Here is a 19,168-nt window from a genome sequence, read left to right as displayed (position 1 = left end):
ATCTGTATTGCAATACGGATGAGCGGAGCCCTTTAGGCATTGAACTACAACTCCGAGAATCGCCGTACGCCTTTGGCGAAGTACTGCCAGATAATGCTTTTCGGAAAAAGCCGCACCTCGGTAGTCGCCAATCGAGCCAGGCTACGGCGCTGCTGACGTAACGCCGAAGCGTCGGACCGACCCAGCCACCCGTAGAAAGCGAAATGTGCCCGAAGAATAGCCCAGATAGCCGCCCACTCGCCACGCAGGAGCAATGGCCCGGCAGAAAGGCCATCAACCACCAGCCGCAGCAACAACAATCCCCAGGGGGTTTGACCGGGCAGGTTTTTGTAGAGCATAGCCAGGCTATTGCGGTAGTTCAGGTACGTCTTCTTCGGGTTGCTTTTCGCCAACGTACCTGCACCAACATGATGCACGGTTGCCTCGCCGCAGGTCCAGATTTCGTACCCCTGCCGTTGCACCCGCCAGCACCAGTCTATCTCTTCCATGTGGGCGAAGAATGCCGTATCGAAACCACCCGTCTGGTGAAAAATGGCTGATCTGACAAACAGGCAAGCCCCTGATGCCCAGAAAACGGGCCGATTATCGTTGTACTGACCGGTGTCGGTTTCGACGGAATCGAACAGGCGACCCCGGCAGAAGGCGAAACCCAGCCAGTCGAGGTAGCCGCCCGCACCGCCCGCATACTCAAACTGCGTGGGCTGGTCGTGGGCCAGCAGTTTAGGCTGACAGGCCGCTATGCGTGGGTTCATGTCGAGCAGGGTCAGCACGGGCCGAATCCAGCCGGGCGTAACAGCCACGTCGGAGTTGAGCAGGCAATAGTATGTAAAGGGACCTTCGTGCTGGCGAATATGCTCAAGGGCTGTGTTATAACCCCCTGCATAGCCTTCGTTGGTGGGCAATTCGATCACACGCACGGTGGGAAATTGCTCACGTAACAGGTCTACCGAGCCATCGGTACTGGCGTTGTCGGCTACATAAATAGTAGCGTCCTCTGAATAGGCAACAACAGTGGGCAGGAATTGGGAAAGGAATCCCCTTCCGTTATAATTCAGAATGACAACCGCAAGGGACATACGATTACCCCATCATACTGCCTAAATCCAGACCGGGAATATTGGGCAGTAGTCCTTCGGTAGCCTGTTGCAGATGCGATTTAATGATCGGCTCGATATTCTCCATTGCCTTGTTGGTAGCGGCAACGACCAGGTCCTGAAGCATTTCGCGGTCATCGGCCGATTTCATCAGGTCAGGATCAATAACCAGACTGGTTAGCTGTTTCTGACCGTTTACGGTGGCGCGTACCATACCCGCCCCGGATTCGCCCGTGGCCGACAGCGTACTTAAGCTTTCCTGGGCGGATTTCATGCGGGACTGAATTTCCTTCATTTTCCCCATCATGCCCATCATATCTCCGAGATTACCAAACATAATAGTAGGTGCTGATTTTGACGTTCAACGTTAAGGGAGCATTTACTGTTCACTTTGACAGGCCAAAAGGCTTTGCCGCATGGTCCTCAGTACTCCTTTTTGTCGCATAGCGACCCAATGTTTGCAGCAGAACCGGGATGTATAGGCCCGGGGTGCCGTAGGTACGTTACCACAAATAGGCGTGGTTGTGGCGTACCTACGGCACGCTACAGTATGACTGACTGCTCAAAGGCTATAAACATTGGGTTGCTACGCGACGATCAGGGAGTAGACATTGAACTGTAAAAACTACCGGATCAGCAACACCTGACCGGTTCGTTCAAAGCCTTTGCCTGTGGCATCGGTTATGCGGATGCGGTAGCCGTAATAGCCTGACTGGGCGGGCGTACCGTTGATCTCGCCATTCCATCCGGTCGTGTTTTTATCGGTGGTATTATACACCACATCACCCCAGCGGCTGTAGAGTGTCATCTCAAACGTAGCCCAGAAGGCCAGTAGCCCTTTTGCCATGAATGAGTTATTCTGCTGATCACCATTGGGCGTGAAGGCAGTGGGCACAAACACCCGCAGGCCAAGTTCAACCTCGATAGGGTTCGAGTAGCTTTCGATACCCGCCTTGTTCTCCGCCGCAATCTGATATTGCGTAACCTGGCTGTCGGGGTCTGGTGTATAGGTTGTGACCTTACCGAGCGACTTTTTGTCAGAAACACCCGTTAATGGGTCAATGAAAATGAGCTGATACGACTGAGGTGACTCGTTTGAATAGGGAGAATCCGGCGTCCAGGTTAGCCTGCCATCGGCTGTCTTGGTCAGCAAAATAGTACAGGCCGCCGGCGTTGGTTTAGAGAGTACACCGCATGAATTCTGAATAGCTGTCTGGTAGCAGTAATTCTGGCTGTTGGTCTGCACCGCAGCATCCAGATACGATCGGTCATTGCTCACACCCAGTGGATGGAAGGCCGCCCCCACACCTTCGGCCCGTGTTATAACGAGTGTGTACGGTGACGGTAACCCCACTGTGGGCAACGTTGCCTGTACATTCACACCGTTGGGCTGAACCGAAACATAGGCCGATGCCGGGGAGGCAACAGATCCATTATCAACCCCAGACACGCAGGTAGACATTGACCGAACCGTTGTCTGCCCCGCCGTTAATTCCAGCATGTAGCAATAAGTTTTGCTGCAACTGATGTCTATGTCGTCGACATAAGGCGATGTTGGACCAACCCAGGCTGGCCCCCCGTTTTTATAAACCCGATATAGCCTTACCGGATCGGTCCCAGCGTAGGCGGGCCAGCTTACCGTATTTTTTTTGTCTTCCGGTTTAGCCGTCAGAACTAAGCTACACACTTCAGCCGAACGCTGGTCGGAGGTGCCGCATACGTCTTTGGCCACTAGCTGAAAACAGGTGACGTCTGTTGGCGACGCAGGAATAGTGAAGGTTCCGCCCGACGTACCTGTGAGGCCGGTTGGCGCGTAAACGCCCCCTGCGTCTTTCTTGTACAGTTCCAGGTTGTAGCCACTGGCACCCTGATAGGTGATCGTTGCTTTTGTGGCGTCTGAGGTCAACGCGCTGATCGTTGGGCTGGCGGCTGTCGAAGTCTGTATTTTTACGGGTTGTTGAGAGAGGTTGCCCGTACAGGCATTGGTGTATGCTCCTGACACCTGGGCGAGATACGAAGTAGCCGTGCCAGAGTACGTATGCTTCACCGAACCAGTTGTTGCTGTGTGGTTCAGGACCACCGTAGACGGAGCACTGCCATCACCCCAGTTGATGGTTAAAAAATCGTAGCGAATCGTTTCAACATCCAGGGAGTATGTCAGCGTAACCACCCGGTTAGCGCAACTGATTGTACTAAACGCGACTGCTGTAACCGGTAATACCTCCACGACCCGGCAGGCGAACGTACCTGTAGCATTATTGCCGGCAGCAACTTGTAGGATTGTATAACTACCCGGACTTGTATAGATGTTATTCGTACTGGCAACGCCACCCGGTATCCCATTCCCAGCATATTGATACACGTACCTGATGTTGGCTAAACCAGGTAACACACCCGTAACCGCGAGCGGCTTACCAGCACATACCTGCGCGGGAACGGTGAAACCGCCGGTTTCTGCCGAGGCAGAGGTTGGGCAGAAATTTTGCGCGTAAGCCGGTATTATATTGATTAACAGGCTGATGAGTAGCACGCTGAGTTGCCATTGCCTGTTCCAGAATCCATTCACGGTGTAATGTTGTTTCGTAGCTAGTTCCTTGATGTTCTGAATCCTTAACGCAATTACCGTCCTTTTCGCGCATCCGACGAAACGTATCTTTGCCGGACAGAGTTTTGTAGACGGATGGATAGTGGTGATAGGAAATGGAGCAAATAACCCGCCAAAAAACGCTGCTTATCCAATTACCTATGAACAAAGATACGGGCACCGATTCGGGTACTAGCAAGTTAGATCGAATAGAAGAGGCCATCGCTGATATCCGCGCTGGTAAAATTGTACTGGTTGTTGACGACGAAGATCGTGAAAATGAGGGTGATATGATCTGCGCGGCCGAGCTGGTCACCCCCGAAATGGTTAATTTTATGGTGAAAGAAGGGCGCGGTCTTATGTGTGCTCCCCTCACCGAACAACGTTGCCAGGAACTGGGCCTCGACATGATGGTGACCAGCAACACGTCGGTCCATACCACGCCATTTACTGTTTCGGTCGACCTGCTGGGCCACGGTTGTACCACGGGTATTTCCGCTTCCGACCGGTCGAAAACCATTCGTGCGCTGGTCGATCCCGCCACCGTACCCGACGATCTGGGGCGGCCTGGTCATATTTTTCCGCTGCGGGCAGTCGATGGAGGCGTTATTCGTCGGGCTGGCCATACCGAGGCGGCGGTTGACCTGGCGAAGCTGGCTGGCCTGGCACCGGTTGGTGTGCTTATCGAAGTGCTCAACGAAGATGGCACGATGGCCCGTTTGCCTCAGCTACGGATCATGGCCGATCGGTTTGATATGAAACTGGTTAGTATCCAGGATTTGATCGCCTACCGCCTTCGTACCGAAAGCCTGATCAAGCGCGAAATAGGCGTCGACATGCCCACTGAATGGGGCCACTTCGACCTGATTGCCTACAAACAGAATGATACCGAAGACACGCACCTGGCCCTGATCAAAGGGCAGTGGGAGCCGGGCGAGCCCGTTCTCGTGCGGGTGCACTCGTCCTGCGTAACGGGCGATATTTTCGGCTCGTGCCGTTGCGATTGCGGTGCTCAGCTACATGCTTCGATGGAGATGGTGGAGCAGGAAGGGAAAGGTGTTGTGCTCTACATGTTTCAGGAAGGGCGTGGCATTGGGTTGATTAACAAGCTGAGAGCCTACAAATTACAGGAAAATGGCCGCGATACCGTTGAAGCAAACCTGGACCTGGGCCTGCCGATGGACGCCCGGGACTATGGCGTTGGCGCGCAGATTCTCCGCGATCTGGGTGTGCATAAACTCCGGTTGATCTCGAATAATCCAAAAAAACGGGCTGGCCTGATGGGTTACGGCCTGGAAATTGTAGAGACTGTACCGCTTGAAATGCCTACAAATCCGTATAATGAGCGTTATATGACCACAAAGCGCGATAAAATGGGGCATACTATTTTGAAAGGGTAAATGACAGGAGGTTCAATGTTTAAGGTTCAATGTTCAGCGTTGCGTTGCCGCATCATCGTGTTGAAAGCAGCAGCGCAACGCTGGACATTGAACCTTAACTATTGAACAGAATTTAACAACCCTACGCCTTAACTTACGGCCTGAAAGCGTTACGCCTCTATGAGTTTCCTATTTCCGTCGTTTTTGTGGGGATTGCTGGCCCTTGCGGTGCCGATTGCCATCCATTTATTTAATTTTCGACGTACCCGCCGCGTTTACTTCACCAACGTAGCGCTGCTGCAAACCGTACAAACCACTACCCGGTCGTTTAGGCGGCTGCGCGACTGGCTTATTCTGCTGGCTCGCTGCCTGTTTCTGGCGGCACTGGTAGCGGCATTTGCGCAACCGTTCATTCCCTCGAAAAGCAGCCTGGGCCTGTCGCGGCAAGGGGCTACCAGTCTCTATATCGACAACTCGTTCAGTATGCAGAACGAGGAAAACAACAACGCACCGCACCGCCGCTACATCGACATTGCCGTGGGTAAGCTCGATCAGTTGCTGACGCTGTTCAAGAACGCCACATCGCTGCAACTGTTGACCAACGATTTCTCGGCCGACGAACAACAGACCGCCACGGCCGAAGCCATTCGGGATCGGCTGGCATCGGTTAAACTGGCGCACACCCCCCGGACACTGGAAGCCGTTTACCGCCGGCAACGCAACCTGCTGGCCAGTACGGGCCGGGGGGGAACGCATCAGTTGTTCTGGTTTTCCGATTTTCAGAAAAGTACCGCTGGTGATATCAGTCGCCTGAAAATAGATACCGCCGATCGGTTATTCCTGGTGCCTGTCACGGCTCAGACCGAGCGTAACGTGGCCGTTGATTCGGTCTGGCTGACTACGCCTTTTGTGCGCGAAATGCAGAACAACAGCCTTAACGTGCGCCTGCATAACAGTGGGCGCGAGGCGGTACAGAACCTGCCCATTCGCCTTTATCTCGATGATGTGCAGGTGTCGACGGCGTCGGTCAATTTACCGGCCAATGGCACGGGCGACGTGACGCTGACGGTGAACGTGACCAAAAAAGGGTTTCACCGGGGGCGCGTCTTCTTCGATGATCAGCCCATCACCTTCGACAACGATTACTATTTCGTCATCGAAGCCTCGCCTGCCATTCGGGTGCTACACTTAGTCGGGCAGAAAACCACGCCCGACTATATCCAGGCCGTTTTCGAGAACGATAGCTTATTCACATTCCGGCAATTCTCGGCGCAGAACTTCGACGTCGGCCAGCTAAAAGGCACCGATCTGGTGGTGCTGGAAGGTGTTCCCCAGGTATCGGGTACGTTGCGCACCGAACTCGACCAGTTTGTGAAACAGGGCGGCAGCATGGTCGTCATTCCGCCCGCCCGGCCCGATGCGGCGAGCTATGGCTCCTTTCTGAGCAGCCTGAACGTACCTGGCATTCAGGTAAATCCCGCCGATGCGGCGCCGGTTCCTATGGCTGAACCCGACCGTCTCAATCCGTTCTTTGCCGACGTGTTTCAGCAGGGATTCCGGCAGGAGGTGCTCAATATGCCGCAGGCCACGCCCGTCTGGCAATGGAACGGCGGCGACCGGCTGCTGAGTCTCCGTAGCGGCCAATCATTCCTGACCCAGTCGCGGGTGGGTGGAGGTACGACCGGTAAGCAGGGGCAACTGTATATGCTGGCCAGTCCGCTCACCGCCGATTATGGCAACCTGGCCCAACACGCGCTATTTGTGCCGGTGATGTACAAAATGGCGGCTCTCAGCGTTCGTCCTCAACGCACAGCCTACTCCTTCGACGATAATGTACTGACTTTCCCGGCCACGGCCAACGTCGCCAATGCGGCTGATCGGGCGGTGTATAAATTGAAAAACAAATCGCTGGAAATTATTCCCGTGCAACGTGTGGTAGGCAACCAGCTCGTATTGGAACTGCCCAAAGCAAACCAGCTTACGTCGGGACAGACCGTGGAGGCAGGCTACTATGAGTTGCAGCGCACAGGCAACGACGGCGCGCCACAAACGGAACGAATCATCGCGCTGAACCACGGCCGGGCCGAATCGCAGATGGCGTTCTATAGTGCCGCCGAACTCCGGCAGGCCTTTGCCAATCAAACCAATGTTGAAGTTTTCGACAGTATTCAGGACAGTAATTTCGGACAGGCGCTGGAACGCGAGAACCTTGGCACTAATCTGTGGCCGTACTGTATTATAGCGGCACTGGCTTTCCTTTTGCTCGAAATCATACTCGTTCGCGTGCTGAAAGCCTGAACCGGTTGTTCAATAACCAAGTTTGGTTTTTACCTTCGCCCTGTATTACTTTTAAGTAGGTTGAAAGCCGGAAGTGGCTTGGCAGCAGGGTTTTACCATTCACCATTTTTTACGAAACGAAACGCAAGCTCGATATGAACTTCTTTGCTAAAGTGGCGTACACGACGCTCGATGAAACCATTGAAAACGTGAAACAGGCCGTGCTGGCCAACAAGGTCGTACACCTGTCTGATTTCAAGCCCGATCTTCCCGTTCACGATTTCTACAGCCGCCTGTCCGAAACCATCGGAAAAATTCATGCGGCCGATGAGGATATTGCTACTGGCAAACAAACCGGCAATCGCTGGATCGACATTACGTATAATCCAGAAATTCCCGACCGCTACCGGTCGAGCAATACGCGGCAACCCCTGCATACAGATGACTCCTATGTAGAATTGTATGACGAAGTAGCCGTGAATTTCTTCTACAGTGCTTCACAGGCCAAACTAGGTGGTGCCACTACCTTCATCGACCTGCAAACGCTGGTTGACTGCCTGCAACTGGACGGCGCCACCGATCTGCTCGACGAACTGATGCGTACCGATGTGGTTCACTCGAAAGGCGGCATGCGTAAGGTGAGAAAGCCCCTCGACAAAGACGAAGAAGGCTATCTGGCCAACTGGAACTACTACTGCCTCGACCGGGAAGAGAATTCGCCCGAAGTGCTCGATCTGTGCGAACGGTGGCAGAAATTCCTGGAAACCCGCATCATGGAATCGGGCATCATTATGCCCGTTGTGTTGAAACAGGGCGAATGTGTTTTCTTCCACGATGACCGTGTCATGCACGGCCGTAATGCTTTCTTTGCTGAATATCCTGGTCAACGCAGCCTCATCAAAGGCAAAATTATTCTGTCTGCTGCCGGCCAAACCAGCGATTCGGCAACGGTGGCCGCATGAGTGACCCCGTAACGACGCCTGCCGACTCCTCAGCCGTTGCCCGACTAGGTATCGGCACGTGGCAACTGGGTGGTCCCAACTACGTTGGTAACAAGCCAACGGGTTGGGGCGCCGTAGACGAAACCGACGCTATCCGGGCCATCCACTGTGCGCTTGATGAGGGTATTCGTTTTATCGATACCGCCGATAGCTACGGGGCCAACGGACAGGCCGAAACACTGGTTGGTCAGGCACTGAAGCAAACAACGTACCCAGGTACGCTACCCGTTGAAATCTGTACGAAATTTGGCAACCGGCGCGATGCCAAGGGTCAGCCTACTCAGGATTACAGCCCAACGTACCTGACTGAAGCCGTTGAAGCCAGCCTGCGCCGATTACAGCGCGACACACTGGATGTGTTGCTACTGCATAGCCCGCCCGATGCCTTCGACTGGGATTCGTATGACCCCGAACCATTCGATGCCCTGGTTCGCGCTGGTAAAATAAAGGCATACGGCGTTAGTTCGCGGTCGGTGTATGGCGCTAAACGCGTTATGAACGCGGGCTTTGGGTCGGTGCTGGAAGTAATTTACAACGCGCTGGATCGCCGGGCCGAAACCGTTTTATGGGAAGACCCCAAGGCGACAACCTACCGGTTTATTGCCAGGGTGCCGTTGGCATCGGGTTTCCTGAAAACAACGTACCTGGAACAGGACCCCGTTTTTCCGCCCGATCAGTATCGTCATTATCTGCCCGACCGCGACAGTCAGTGGCTACTCGACAGTGCCCGCAGTCTGGCTTTTTTAGATCAACTCGACGGTGGCATCAGCGCTTCGGCGGTGCGGTTTTGCCTGAGTCACCCAGCGGTATCAATAGTTATTCCGGGTGTACGCTCCAGCCAGCAGGTGGTGAGCCATGTTCTGGCCGCGAAACTGGGGCCGCTACCTAACGAAATAGTGGAACGTATAAAAGTGGCCGTGCCTGATGTGCCGCCGCACTGGAAACCCGCGTAACTTTACGCATCACCCAATTTTTGCTTATGAAGCTAAGTGTAGTTATCCCTGCTTACAACGAAGAGGAGTCGATTTCGGAAACGCTCCGTGCGTTGTATCAGACGCTTGCTAAATACGGTATCGACCATGAGATCTGCGTAACGAACGATAACTCGCGGGATAACACGCTGGCTGTATTGCAAGGGTTACAGACCGAAATTCCATCATTGGTGGTCTTCACCAATCCAGGCCCTAATGGATTTGGCTATGCCGTTCGTTACGGCCTCGAACGATTCTCGGGCGATTGTGTCGCCGTTTTCATGGCCGACATGTCGGATGATCCCGAGGATCTGGTCAAGTACTATTACAAAATGCGCGATACTGGTACCGACGCCGTTTTCGGTTCTCGCTGGCAGAAAGGAGGTAAGGTCGTTGACTATCCGGCCCTGAAAAAAGTCATCAATCGGGTTGCCAACCTCATCATCCGCCTGATGATGAACACCCGCTACGATGACACGACGAATGCCTTCAAGCTGTACCGCCGCGAGACGATGGAAGGCATCAAGCCGTTTCTGTCGCCGCACTTCAACCTCACCGTTGAACTGCCTCTAAAAGCGATGGTGCGTGGATACAGCTACGAGGTTGTTCCCAATAGCTGGACAAACCGGAAATACGGTGAATCGAAACTGAAAATCAAAGAGATGGGAAGTCGTTACTTCTTCATCCTGCTCTACTGCCTGATCGAGAAGCACTTCTCGCAAGGTGATTTCCTCAAGAAAACAGCCAAGCCAGTTGTTGAAGTAAGCCGGTAGCACCCCACCCCTAACCCCTCCCCGTAAGGGAGGGGGACATCTTCAGAATACGCTAAAGCGGTCCCCCTCCCTTACGGGGAGGGGTTAGGGGTGGGGTGCCGCCGCGGTGGGTCTCACTTAAACAGCCCCGGTATCTGGTACATTCCCCACGACAGGATCACGCCCCAGAGGCTGCCGCTGACGAGCATGGCCACGATGATGCGGGGAATGGGTACGCGGAACGAAATAGCCAGGGCAGTACCGCCAATGGGTGTCAGGAGAATAGGAGTCAGCAGGGCAATGCCGGCTAAACCCGCCCGTTGCCAGATGCGTACGGCCAGCCGGGTACGTTTCGAAAATAAACGAGGCGCTACCTTCCGATAACGACTTTGTATCTGTTCAACGGCCGAACCGGCAAACAGCACCAGCAAGACGCTCGCCATCATGCCCAGGGCCGAACAAACCGCCGTTTCGTGCCAGCTTAGTTTCAGAGCCAGACCCGCCAGCGGGCCACCAATGAACTTGAGCATACTGGCCAGGGCTACTGAAATATATTTGGCGTAACTCATGGGTTAAATTGTCATTTGCTTTGCGTCATTACGCTGCGCTGTTATTTGATAGTCGTTCATTGTAAAAACCAACAACTAACTACCTGATGGCTCCCAATGATAATAAATGACTATCAAATGACAGCATAGCGTACTCCTGAACACGGATTAATCACTAGAAGTTAATGCCTGTTGTTGCCACGGCCTATCCTGGCCCTCCGCGTTTTCAGTATAATGCTCATCTGCAAACGATTATACCCAGTTTAACCCGACGAATTCCGGGCGTAACTTATCAACGGGAACGCCTGACACTGGCTGACGATGACTTCGTTGACCTCGACTGGCTACGAAAACCAGCCAATAACCGCCTGGTCGTGCTCACTCACGGGCTCGAAGGCGACAGCCACAGGCACTACATACAGGGAACAGCCCGACTCTTTCACGAACACCATTTCGACGTGCTGGCCTGGAATTGCCGGTCGTGTAGCGGCGAGATGAACCGGGCATTTCGGCTCTATAATCATGGCGAAATTGGTGATATCAACGAAGTGATCACCCACGCCCTGGGGCAGAAAAAATATGACGAGATTGTGCTGGTTGGCTATAGCATGGGCGGTAACATCTCGCTCAAATACGCCGGTGTGCATGGGGCCAGACTACCCACCGCTATCCGACGGGTAATTGCCATTTCGGCGCCCGTTGACCTGAAAGCCAGCGCGTCGTTGCTTGATTTGCCGGGCAACCGATTCTATCGGAACCGGTTCATGAAGAAGCTACTGGTGAAAATAACGCAGAAAGACGTCCTGTTTCCCGGTCGCCTCGACATGGCCCGGCTCAGTCAGGTACGTATCTGGAAAGATTTCGACGACTGGTTTTCGGCCCCGGTCAACAGTTATCGGGATGCCGATGACTTTTATGAACAGGCATCGGCCATCAATTTCATGTCGGGCCTCACTATTCCGACGTTACTGCTCAACGCGGCCAACGATCCGTTGCTCTCGCCCGAATGTTCGCCAGTCTGGCTGGCTGAACAACATCCGAATTTTTTTCTGGAAACACCCCGGTTGGGCGGTCATGTAGGATTCATGATGCCCCGTAGCCTGTTCAGCTATGCCGAACGCCGGGCATTAGCCTTCGCGCTGGGCGAATTGGCTGGCTAGCGGCTTGCTTCGCGCTGTATGTATTGCTAAAGCCTGCGTCAGCGATTCACTACAGCATGAAACTCACTAATCATAAAAAGGGGGTCTTCGACATTATGCCGAAGACCCCCTTTTTGCAGGATATGTATTCTGAAAACGATTAAGCGGCGACAGAGGCGTGTTGGCATTTCAGGTACGTCAACACACCGCCAAAGGTCACTAGTTTAGGGTAATCTTCATCGGGGATACGGATACCGAACTCCTGTTCCAACTGCATTATCAAGTCAACCGTGTCGAGGCTGTCGAGGCCAAGATCACGGGTGAAATGGACATGATCGGCTAGCTGAGAATCCTGAATGCCAAAGTTTCTGAGTATGTTGATGACCTGGTCTTTCATGATGCAAGGGCGCTTTTTATGTGAATGGAAATAGTACGTCTTGAAGAAGGTGTTACTTTCTCTAACGGCCAAATGCCTGATTTTGTTACTTCTACATGCCGCCGATAAATCACAATTTAGTAATTTTTAATGAAGAGCCTAATTAAGGCTTTCGCCCATTAACCGCTTCAATTCCAGTTGGTTCAGCACCAATTGGTACTGAAAGGCCAGTTGACCAAGCAGTGCTTCTTCAATGCCTGTTTCGGCACTTTCCAACTCTACCGCCGTAATGACGCCATTGCGAAGCCGGGTTTGTGCCAGTTGAAGTGCCTGCCGGGCCTGCAACACCTGCGTATTTAAATTCTGCAGCCGGGTCTGGTTGGCGGTAATGTCGGCGTTGAGTTGGGCCAGTTGCTGCCGAAGTTGCGCATTGGCATTGTCAACGGCGTAGCGGCTGGCGTTCAGGTTCAGTTTAGCCGCCTGCTGCTGCAACTTGTACCGGCCACCTGCGTAGAGCGGTGCCGTAAATGACACACCAGCCGCTACGTTGAAACGGGGCGTATTTACGTCAGGTACGTAGCCGTTTCGAAAGCCCGTAGAACCAACCGCCACCAGACTGGGGCGACCCGACAGCTCATCCACGCGAATGTCCGTTTCGGCCAGCCGAACCCGGTCCTGAGCCGCCAGGATGTCCTTATTGCCTGCCTGTGCCAACTGTACCTGTCCGTCGAGGGCGAAGGGTTGTAAAATGCCGTTGAACTGTTGCGCATCGGTGCCAACAGCCGGTTCGTTGTTACCCGTCAGGTACGTTAAAAGCGCGCGTTGCCGGTCGAGCTGGTTTTGCAGGTCGATCTTGCGGTTCTGCGCTGTTTTTAAACGTACCTGTTGCGTGATTACATCATATTGCAGGGCATCGCCGTTTTGCAGCCGGGCACCCAGAATCTTCACGTTTTCGGCCGCCGTGCGGATCACCGAATCCTGCACCACGATACTCCGCTGAACGAAACCGATGCCATAATAGGCGGCGGCCACCTGATAGGCCAGGCTGTGGCGGGTCAGTTCCTGCTGCCGTTGGGCGATGCGCAGGTTATCGCCCGCCCGCTGTACCGCCGCGCCCGTCCGGCCAAAATCGTAGATCGACTGCGAAACCGATACGTTACCGTTGATATTATGGTTGGGCTGAAACTGCAACTCAACATTGCGTCCATCGACGGGCAGCGTTGCCTTCGGAACGGGGTTAATGTACTGGTACGTTCCGTTGACGGACACCTGTGGTTTCAGGGCTGTGCGAGCCAGATCGGCCTGTAACCCAGCGGCCTGTATCTGCTGATCCTGTTGTTTCAACAGAGGGAAGTTAGCCGAGGCCTGTTGCAGTAATGTACTCAGGTCACCGGGCAATGCCTGTGGCTGTTGCGCCATTGCCAGTGAAGGCAACAGCAAAAAAAGGAATGTATGGATTGGTTTCATTGATGGGAATGTCATTAAATTGTCATTTATGGTCATTCCGCTGCGCTGTCATTAGGTGGTCATTAGTCGTAAAGACAATGAATGACCACCTAATGACAGCGTAGCGCAATAGCAACATAATTAGTGTGCGGCGTCGGCGGCAGCTTTAGCGGTAGCGGCATCCATTTTTACGGATCTCAGCAGGAATAGCAGTGGGAAGGAGACGACGAAAAACATGCCTGCCAGCCGAAACGCATCCAGATACGCCAGCAATAGCGACTGTTTTTGTACGGCCAGTTCCAGTGTACGATAGGCACCCGTTACGGCGTCGATCGCGTTCATTCCTTTCGCTGTCAGCGTTTGCGTCATGCCGTTGATCCGGTCGGTAGCCAGCGGGTTTTCAGAGGTGATGTTGGCTACCAGATCGCCCCGGTGTGCGGCCACACGCTGGGCTACATACGTATTGGTGATGGCTACGCCGAAGGCACCGCCCAGTTGCCGCATCATGTTGGTGATGGCAATGCCCATTGGCAACTGCTGCGGTTTCATACCCGATACCGACGAGTTGATCAGCGGAACATTGACGAAGGCCAGACCTACACCCCGAATAAGCAGCGCCTGAACGTAGTAGCCGTCGGAGGTTTCGGTCGTGAACGTCGACATGGTGAAGCAGAACGTAGCAAAGGCAACGTACCCAGCCATGACGATGTAACGCGGCGATACGCCTTTACCCAGCAACCGGCCCACCAGCGGAAAACAGATGGCGGCAATGGCACCACCCGGAATCAGCAACCGCCCGGTCTGGGTAGCCGTGAAACCAGCCACACGCTGTACCATCAGCGGATATAACAGGACCGATGTGAACAGGCCGTAGCCCACGATAAACATCAACACGGCACCAACTGCCAGGTTACGGCTTTTCAACACCCGGAGATCAAGCACGGGCGAACTCGTGCCCCGCAGTTGCGACCAGATAAACCAGGGAAGGGCAATTACAACCGCTCCGGTCAGGTAACGGATAGTGTTGTTATCGAACCAGTCGTCAGATTCGCCCCGCTCCAGCACGTATTGCAGACTGCCCACACTAACGGCTAACAGCATGATACCCAGCCAGTCGATACTTATGGCTTTCCGGTCAATGTCGAACTCATCGGCTTTCTTGTCAATAAATCGCAGGCTCAGGAATGTGGCGGCGATCCCCACCGGAATGTTGATGTAGAACATCCAGCTCCAGTGGTAGTTGTCGATGATGTAGCCGCCCAGCGTTGGCCCGAATGTTGGTCCAAGCACGATGCCGAGGCCAAACAAGGCCGACGCCAGCGCCCGTTGCTGCGGTGGAAAGGCATCGAACAATAGCCCCTGCGAAGTTGACAGCAGTGCCCCGCCGCCTACGCCTTGCAGGAACCGGAAGAATACCAGCGTCCAGAGATCGGGGGCAACGCCACAACCATACGACGCAACGGTGAACAGGATAATGGAGGCGATGTAATAATTCTTACGGCCAAAATAACGCTGTAAAAAGCCCGTCATCGGAATAACGATAACGTTGGCGATGCCATAGGAGGTCACCACCCACGACGCATCTTCGATGGTGGCGCCGAGGCTACCGGCAATGTCGGTCAGGCCCACGTTCACGATCGACGTATCGATCAGCTCCATGATCGCCGCCGTGACGGCCGTGATCACGATGATCCAGCGCCGGAGCCCCGTTGGCAGCGATGGCGCTGGGGCCGGCGGGGCCTTTAGTGTAGTTTCCATGAAGACGTTGCGTTTAATCGGCTATGCGTACGGCCGCATCGACGCTCAGGCCGGCACGGAGTTTATTCTTATACTTTTCAGGATTCAGAATCTCGATTTTTACCGGAACGCGCTGCGTAATCTTCACAAAGTTGCCCGATGAATTGTCGGGTGGGAGCAGAGCAAAACGGGCACCTGTGGCTTCCGACAGGGAGGCTACCCGACCCTTTATATCGAGATCAGGATACGCATCGACCTTGATATCAACGGGTTGGCCAACCACTACTTTTTCCAGTTGCGTTTCTTTCATGTTGGCAATTACCCAGAACGTGCTGTCATTGACGATCGTCATCAGGGTTTGGCCCGGTTGCACATACTGCCCCACAACGGCGTTCTTTTTGCCAATTTTACCCGCAATTGGGGCGGTCAGTTTAGCGTAGGTCAGGCGGAGTTTGGCGTTTTCAATGGCGGCGGCTTTCACTTTCAGTACAGCCTGCATTTTCTGAATAGATGCCTGCGCTTTCTGAATGCCTGCCTGGGCTACACCTTCCTGGGTACGTGCCAGCCCGATCTGCTCCTGATTGCTTTGGTACGTCTGCGTCTGCACATCCACGTTGTTGCGCGAATCGTCGAGTTGTTTGCGGGTCAGCGACTGATCATTGAATAAGTTCTGGTCGCGTTGCAGGTCGGCCTGTGCTTTATTGCGGCGAACCGCCTGCACGGCGGCGGCTGACTGAGTTACCCGGAGGTTCTGGGCCACATTGCGGATATTGGCCTGGGCCGAGGCCAGATCGGCCTGCGCCGTTTTGATATCAGCCAATGTCGACTGATAGTCGGCTTCGGCCTGTTGCAAGGCTACTTCGTATTCCTGTGGATCAATGGTAAGCAACGGCTGACCGCGTTTTACCGTAGCGTAGTCGTCCACATTAACTTCCTGAACGTACCCGGCTACCCGCGCCAGCACCGGGGCGGATGTACCTTCGATCTGCGCGTTGTCGGTTGATTCATATTGTTGGCCTCGGCGATAGGCGGTGAAACCCCAGTACGCTGCCGCCACAATGACGATCAGACCGATGAAGCGGGGGAGATAAGTTTTTAAAGGAGATGTTGATTCAGTTGCCATACGTTTAATTGAATGAAGCGAGAAAAGACGTGTTGTGTGTAGTAGAAAAACAAGGTTGCTCGCTTAGGGAACGCAACAAAGGTAAACCGAGTTGACTATAAAAGTCAAGCGGGTTGACTATATTTGTGTGTTAACTAATCATTAATCAGTTTGCGAGTCGTTAAAGTTCGCCGCGCCAATGAAATCAGTAGATAGTAAACTCTTTACCTTCGAGATGTTCCGGGAAATTCGAGGCCGGTCGATGGGGCGGCTTGCCTGGCGGCTAAAGCGCTTTCTGGATGAGTTTATGGAGCCCCGTTTGCATCAGCGTGGTTTTGCTGATTTCAAACTCAGTTACCTGCGGCTCATTGCCAACATTGAAGAGAACGGCATCACGAACAACGAACTGGCTCGCAAGGCCGATGTTACCAAGCAAATGATGAGCAAGGTCGTTAGCGTGCTTGAGGCAGAGGGGTATATTTATACCAGGAAGGACGAAGTTGATTCCCGCGCCAGCCGGATTTTCCTGAGTGAGCGGGGAGTCGAATTATTGGTGGGTGTGCATCAGTGTATGGAAGAAGCCCACGCGCATTTCAGTACCATTATTGGTCCAGACCGCCTCTCCCGCCTGATCGATGATATGAAAGACCTGGTAAACGGCCTTGACGGCGGAGACTGCTAACTGATTTGGGATCAGGGATGTCGGATTGGGAATTTAGCTGCGCTACTTGATTGTGACAGGGCAGCGCTAAATCCGCAATCCCACATCCCCAATCCCAGACAGTTACGCCCACACCATTGTCAATACGCCCATCAGCATAATCAATTTGCAGAGGTTACTCAGGTAACTGTATTCGCGGCGGGTGTCGGCCAGTACGAGGCGGTAAACCAGCCAGGCCACGGGAATTAGCACGAGCATGAAAATCCAGCTCAGGCGGGGGTTATTCCAGGAATCGGCGGTGAGGAAAAGCGTGGCGATGAAAGCCGCAATGATCACGTAAAGCAGTGATTTGGTCCGGCGAATTCCCCAGACGATCGGCAGGGTGCGGCAACCGTAACGCGCATCGCCGCGCACGTCTTCCATGTCTTTGATGATTTCCCGAACCAGCGTGACCACAAAGGCAAAGGCGGCATACATGATCAGCAGGTTTTCATTCTGCTTGTAGTAAACCGCCATCACAATCAGCGACAGCGCCGTCAGGAACGAGACCACGAGGTTGCCAATAAATGGTTGCCGCTTCAGGTTGGCGGAGTAGAACCACAAAAGCGATACCGACAGCACATCGACGGCAAATACCCAGCGGCTCAGCAGCAGCCCCAGAAAACAGCCGATCACGTTCAGTGCCTGATGCGCCGTGATGGCCCAGCGGCGTTTCAGGTATCGCCCGATAATAACCCGCTCGGGCTTGTTGATGATGTCTATTTTGACGTCGAAATAATCATTGATGATATAACCGGCGGCCGCAATACATACCGTCGATAAGGTCAGAATGACCATCCGCCCATCCAGCAACAGGCGGGGCCAGTCTTCGCGCGGACCAATCAGGGCGATCCGTGCCAGGTATTGCGTACCAACCACAATCAGCAGGTTCTGCACCCGGATCAGGCGTAAAAATCCTTTGATGTAATCGGCTGCTGTAATGGGACGGGTCATAGATGGTTGTTTTACCTCACCCCCAGCCCCTCTCTTTCACAAGGAGAGGGGCACTTCCACTTCGCGGATTGTAGCATATATCTGATGATTGGAACATTAGATCCATTCCATCTGGAAAAGATGTTCGTTAAACCAAATCACAGGCCAGAAGCCGCGAGGCAGGAGTGCTTCCCCTCTCCTTGTGAAGGAGGGGGGCTAGGGGTGAGATGACTTTCTTACAAACTTATAACTCCCGGTGTTATAAATCGGAATGTATCCGTACTCTATAGCATTAGTTTGATTAATGGGTATCGGAAGTCGGCCAGGTACGTAGCGAATACCCTCATCGGGGCGAAGCCAGAACTGTTGCGGCGGCGTTTCGCCAACGCGCTCAAAACCAAGCTTTCGGTAACTCGCCCCGTCCGACCAGTCGCGGTCGGCGTAGGTCATCAGGTCGTCGGCGGGGTGGTTGGTCAGGTACGTCTTCACGAGTTTATCCAGGCCGCCAACGACGGTGGTGCCAATCCGGCTGGCAACACGCAGGAGTTCGGCCGAGCGGTGCGGTTGTCCATCGCGAAGCTGGGTACGTGGCTGGGCGAAGGTGGCTACGGCCAGCAGCAGCTCGCCAGTCGGGCGGTTGGCCAGGTACGTGTCGGAGCCGACAGCGGGTAACACGCGGTAGTATTGTTCAGGCAGGTAAAGGCCATAACGCACCTTGCCGGGTAGAGCGACCTGAAGGTGATGCTCGTCCAGAAAGGCCATTGCCGTTGCCTTGTCAATGCGGCGCGCTTTTGTCAGTCGCCCCGGAATGCGGATGGATTGGCCCTGTAAAGCGGCCAGGCGCGATGCTACGACGGCTGGCTTTTGCTGCTCAACATCTTCCCACAAGTGAATGATACGTTCGCCCTGCTGTGCAAATTGATTCGTCAGGTCGCGAAAGAAAAAGGTAAAATCCTGTTGGCGGCACAACCTCGCATACGTACCCAGATCGACCCGGTGAAGCAGCAGGGTAGGGGCGAAGGGCGTTAGGGCGAAGGGAGTGGTCATTATCATTTTTATCATTCCGACGACGGAAGAATCGTAGCGCTCCTTCTAAAAACGTCAAATGGAAAACTACGATTCCTCTGTC

At 53.9% G+C, this 19,168-nt stretch carries 17 protein-coding genes; 7 read left to right on the top strand and 10 right to left on the bottom strand.

Annotation, left to right across the window (positions count from 1 at the left end):
• Positions 1 to 44 precede the first annotated feature (44 nt).
• The 3 genes from ACFE8Q_RS18965 to ACFE8Q_RS18955 all read right to left on the bottom strand — a co-directional run bounded on the left by ACFE8Q_RS18965 (position 45) and on the right by ACFE8Q_RS18955 (position 3,660).
• Positions 45 to 1,076, bottom strand: coding sequence for a glycosyltransferase family 2 protein (locus ACFE8Q_RS18965; protein WP_375447006.1), 1,032 nt, complete (start codon positions 1,074 to 1,076; stop codon positions 45 to 47).
• Between the two features lie 4 nt (positions 1,077 to 1,080).
• Positions 1,081 to 1,431, bottom strand: a complete 351-nt coding sequence (locus ACFE8Q_RS18960) for a YbaB/EbfC family nucleoid-associated protein (RefSeq protein WP_375447005.1) — start codon at positions 1,429 to 1,431, stop codon at positions 1,081 to 1,083.
• Positions 1,432 to 1,719: 288 nt separating this feature from the next.
• Positions 1,720 to 3,660 carry a T9SS type B sorting domain-containing protein gene (locus ACFE8Q_RS18955; protein WP_375447004.1) on the bottom strand — a complete coding sequence of 647 codons (1,941 nt, stop codon included), beginning with the start codon at positions 3,658 to 3,660 and terminating at the stop codon, positions 1,720 to 1,722.
• 179 nt (positions 3,661 to 3,839) lie between these two features.
• Between ACFE8Q_RS18955 and ACFE8Q_RS18950 the strand changes: the two genes are divergently transcribed.
• The 5 genes from ACFE8Q_RS18950 (at position 3,840) to ACFE8Q_RS18930 (ending at position 10,079) form a co-directional block, all read left to right on the top strand.
• Positions 3,840 to 5,078 (top strand): bifunctional 3,4-dihydroxy-2-butanone-4-phosphate synthase/GTP cyclohydrolase II, encoded by a 1,239-nt coding sequence (locus ACFE8Q_RS18950; RefSeq protein ID WP_375447003.1) that lies wholly within the window; start codon positions 3,840 to 3,842, stop codon positions 5,076 to 5,078.
• A gap of 159 nt (positions 5,079 to 5,237) precedes the next feature.
• A complete protein-coding gene (locus ACFE8Q_RS18945) occupies positions 5,238 to 7,355 on the top strand; it encodes a BatA domain-containing protein (protein ID WP_375447002.1) in 2,118 nt (705 codons plus the stop codon).
• A gap of 134 nt (positions 7,356 to 7,489) precedes the next feature.
• A complete protein-coding gene (locus tag ACFE8Q_RS18940; RefSeq protein ID WP_375447001.1) occupies positions 7,490 to 8,296 on the top strand; it encodes a TauD/TfdA family dioxygenase in 807 nt (268 codons plus the stop codon).
• Positions 8,293 to 9,288, top strand: a complete 996-nt coding sequence (locus ACFE8Q_RS18935) for an aldo/keto reductase (protein WP_375447000.1) — start codon at positions 8,293 to 8,295, stop codon at positions 9,286 to 9,288. Before ACFE8Q_RS18940 ends, ACFE8Q_RS18935 begins: the two co-directional genes overlap by 4 nt.
• Positions 9,289 to 9,314: 26 nt before the next feature.
• Complete coding sequence (locus tag ACFE8Q_RS18930; protein ID WP_375446999.1) at positions 9,315 to 10,079, top strand: glycosyltransferase family 2 protein; 765 nt, start codon at positions 9,315 to 9,317, stop codon at positions 10,077 to 10,079.
• 113 nt (positions 10,080 to 10,192) lie between these two features.
• On the opposite strand, the gene ACFE8Q_RS18925 is transcribed toward ACFE8Q_RS18930, so the two are convergent.
• Entirely contained in the window at positions 10,193 to 10,627 is a 435-nt protein-coding gene (locus ACFE8Q_RS18925; RefSeq protein WP_375446998.1) for a hypothetical protein, read from the bottom strand.
• Between the two features lie 164 nt (positions 10,628 to 10,791).
• Here ACFE8Q_RS18925 and ACFE8Q_RS18920 point away from each other — a divergent pair, with 164 nt between their 5' ends.
• A complete protein-coding gene (locus ACFE8Q_RS18920; protein WP_375446997.1) occupies positions 10,792 to 11,766 on the top strand; it encodes a YheT family hydrolase in 975 nt (324 codons plus the stop codon).
• Positions 11,767 to 11,905: 139 nt separating this feature from the next.
• Here ACFE8Q_RS18920 and ACFE8Q_RS18915 read toward each other — a convergent pair whose 3' ends face one another.
• The 4 genes from ACFE8Q_RS18915 to ACFE8Q_RS18900 form a co-directional block, all read right to left on the bottom strand.
• Entirely contained in the window at positions 11,906 to 12,142 is a 237-nt protein-coding gene (locus ACFE8Q_RS18915) for an acyl carrier protein (RefSeq protein WP_375446996.1), read from the bottom strand.
• Positions 12,143 to 12,280: 138 nt separating this feature from the next.
• Positions 12,281 to 13,588, bottom strand: a complete 1,308-nt coding sequence (locus tag ACFE8Q_RS18910) for a TolC family protein (protein WP_375446995.1) — start codon at positions 13,586 to 13,588, stop codon at positions 12,281 to 12,283.
• 120 nt (positions 13,589 to 13,708) lie between these two features.
• Entirely contained in the window at positions 13,709 to 15,325 is a 1,617-nt protein-coding gene (locus ACFE8Q_RS18905; protein WP_375446994.1) for a DHA2 family efflux MFS transporter permease subunit, read from the bottom strand.
• A gap of 13 nt (positions 15,326 to 15,338) precedes the next feature.
• A complete protein-coding gene (locus ACFE8Q_RS18900; RefSeq protein ID WP_375446993.1) occupies positions 15,339 to 16,427 on the bottom strand; it encodes an HlyD family secretion protein in 1,089 nt (362 codons plus the stop codon).
• Between the two features lie 178 nt (positions 16,428 to 16,605).
• Here ACFE8Q_RS18900 and ACFE8Q_RS18895 point away from each other — a divergent pair, with 178 nt between their 5' ends.
• A complete protein-coding gene (locus ACFE8Q_RS18895; protein WP_375446992.1) occupies positions 16,606 to 17,088 on the top strand; it encodes a MarR family winged helix-turn-helix transcriptional regulator in 483 nt (160 codons plus the stop codon).
• Positions 17,089 to 17,190: 102 nt separating this feature from the next.
• Here ACFE8Q_RS18895 and ACFE8Q_RS18890 read toward each other — a convergent pair whose 3' ends face one another.
• On the bottom strand, positions 17,191 to 18,060 hold the full coding sequence (locus ACFE8Q_RS18890) for a geranylgeranylglycerol-phosphate geranylgeranyltransferase (RefSeq protein ID WP_375446991.1): 870 nt from the start codon (positions 18,058 to 18,060) through the stop codon (positions 17,191 to 17,193).
• A gap of 195 nt (positions 18,061 to 18,255) precedes the next feature.
• On the bottom strand, positions 18,256 to 19,086 hold the full coding sequence (locus ACFE8Q_RS18885; protein WP_375446990.1) for a hypothetical protein: 831 nt from the start codon (positions 19,084 to 19,086) through the stop codon (positions 18,256 to 18,258).
• Between the last annotated feature and the right edge of the window lie 82 nt (positions 19,087 to 19,168).

Source organism: uncultured Fibrella sp., assembly GCF_964250085.1.
Classification (GTDB): domain Bacteria; phylum Bacteroidota; class Bacteroidia; order Cytophagales; family Spirosomataceae; genus Fibrella.
Note: the sequence above shows the minus strand (reverse complement) of the source record. Positions and strands in the feature narration are given on the sequence as shown.

Bases quoted from the DNA above. Each gene is read 5' to 3' on its own strand.
- ACFE8Q_RS18900 (WP_375446993.1), bottom strand. From the start codon at position 16,427: ATGGCAACTGAATCAACATCTCCTTTAAAAACTTATCTCCCCCGCTTC.
- ACFE8Q_RS18915 (WP_375446996.1), bottom strand. From the start codon at position 12,142: ATGAAAGACCAGGTCATCAACATACTCAGAAACTTTGGCATTCAGGAT.
- ACFE8Q_RS18965 (WP_375447006.1), bottom strand. From the start codon at position 1,076: ATGTCCCTTGCGGTTGTCATTCTGAATTATAACGGAAGGGGATTCCTT.
- ACFE8Q_RS18885 (WP_375446990.1), bottom strand. From the start codon at position 19,086: ATGACCACTCCCTTCGCCCTAACGCCCTTCGCCCCTACCCTGCTGCTT.
- ACFE8Q_RS18930 (WP_375446999.1), top strand. From the start codon at position 9,315: ATGAAGCTAAGTGTAGTTATCCCTGCTTACAACGAAGAGGAGTCGATT.
- ACFE8Q_RS18920 (WP_375446997.1), top strand. From the start codon at position 10,792: ATGCCTGTTGTTGCCACGGCCTATCCTGGCCCTCCGCGTTTTCAGTAT.
- ACFE8Q_RS18925 (WP_375446998.1), bottom strand. From the start codon at position 10,627: ATGAGTTACGCCAAATATATTTCAGTAGCCCTGGCCAGTATGCTCAAG.
- ACFE8Q_RS18890 (WP_375446991.1), bottom strand. From the start codon at position 18,060: ATGACCCGTCCCATTACAGCAGCCGATTACATCAAAGGATTTTTACGC.
- ACFE8Q_RS18935 (WP_375447000.1), top strand. From the start codon at position 8,293: ATGAGTGACCCCGTAACGACGCCTGCCGACTCCTCAGCCGTTGCCCGA.
- ACFE8Q_RS18895 (WP_375446992.1), top strand. From the start codon at position 16,606: ATGAAATCAGTAGATAGTAAACTCTTTACCTTCGAGATGTTCCGGGAA.
- ACFE8Q_RS18945 (WP_375447002.1), top strand. From the start codon at position 5,238: ATGAGTTTCCTATTTCCGTCGTTTTTGTGGGGATTGCTGGCCCTTGCG.
- ACFE8Q_RS18910 (WP_375446995.1), bottom strand. From the start codon at position 13,588: ATGAAACCAATCCATACATTCCTTTTTTTGCTGTTGCCTTCACTGGCA.
- ACFE8Q_RS18905 (WP_375446994.1), bottom strand. From the start codon at position 15,325: ATGGAAACTACACTAAAGGCCCCGCCGGCCCCAGCGCCATCGCTGCCA.
- ACFE8Q_RS18960 (WP_375447005.1), bottom strand. From the start codon at position 1,431: ATGTTTGGTAATCTCGGAGATATGATGGGCATGATGGGGAAAATGAAG.
- ACFE8Q_RS18940 (WP_375447001.1), top strand. From the start codon at position 7,490: ATGAACTTCTTTGCTAAAGTGGCGTACACGACGCTCGATGAAACCATT.
- ACFE8Q_RS18950 (WP_375447003.1), top strand. From the start codon at position 3,840: ATGAACAAAGATACGGGCACCGATTCGGGTACTAGCAAGTTAGATCGA.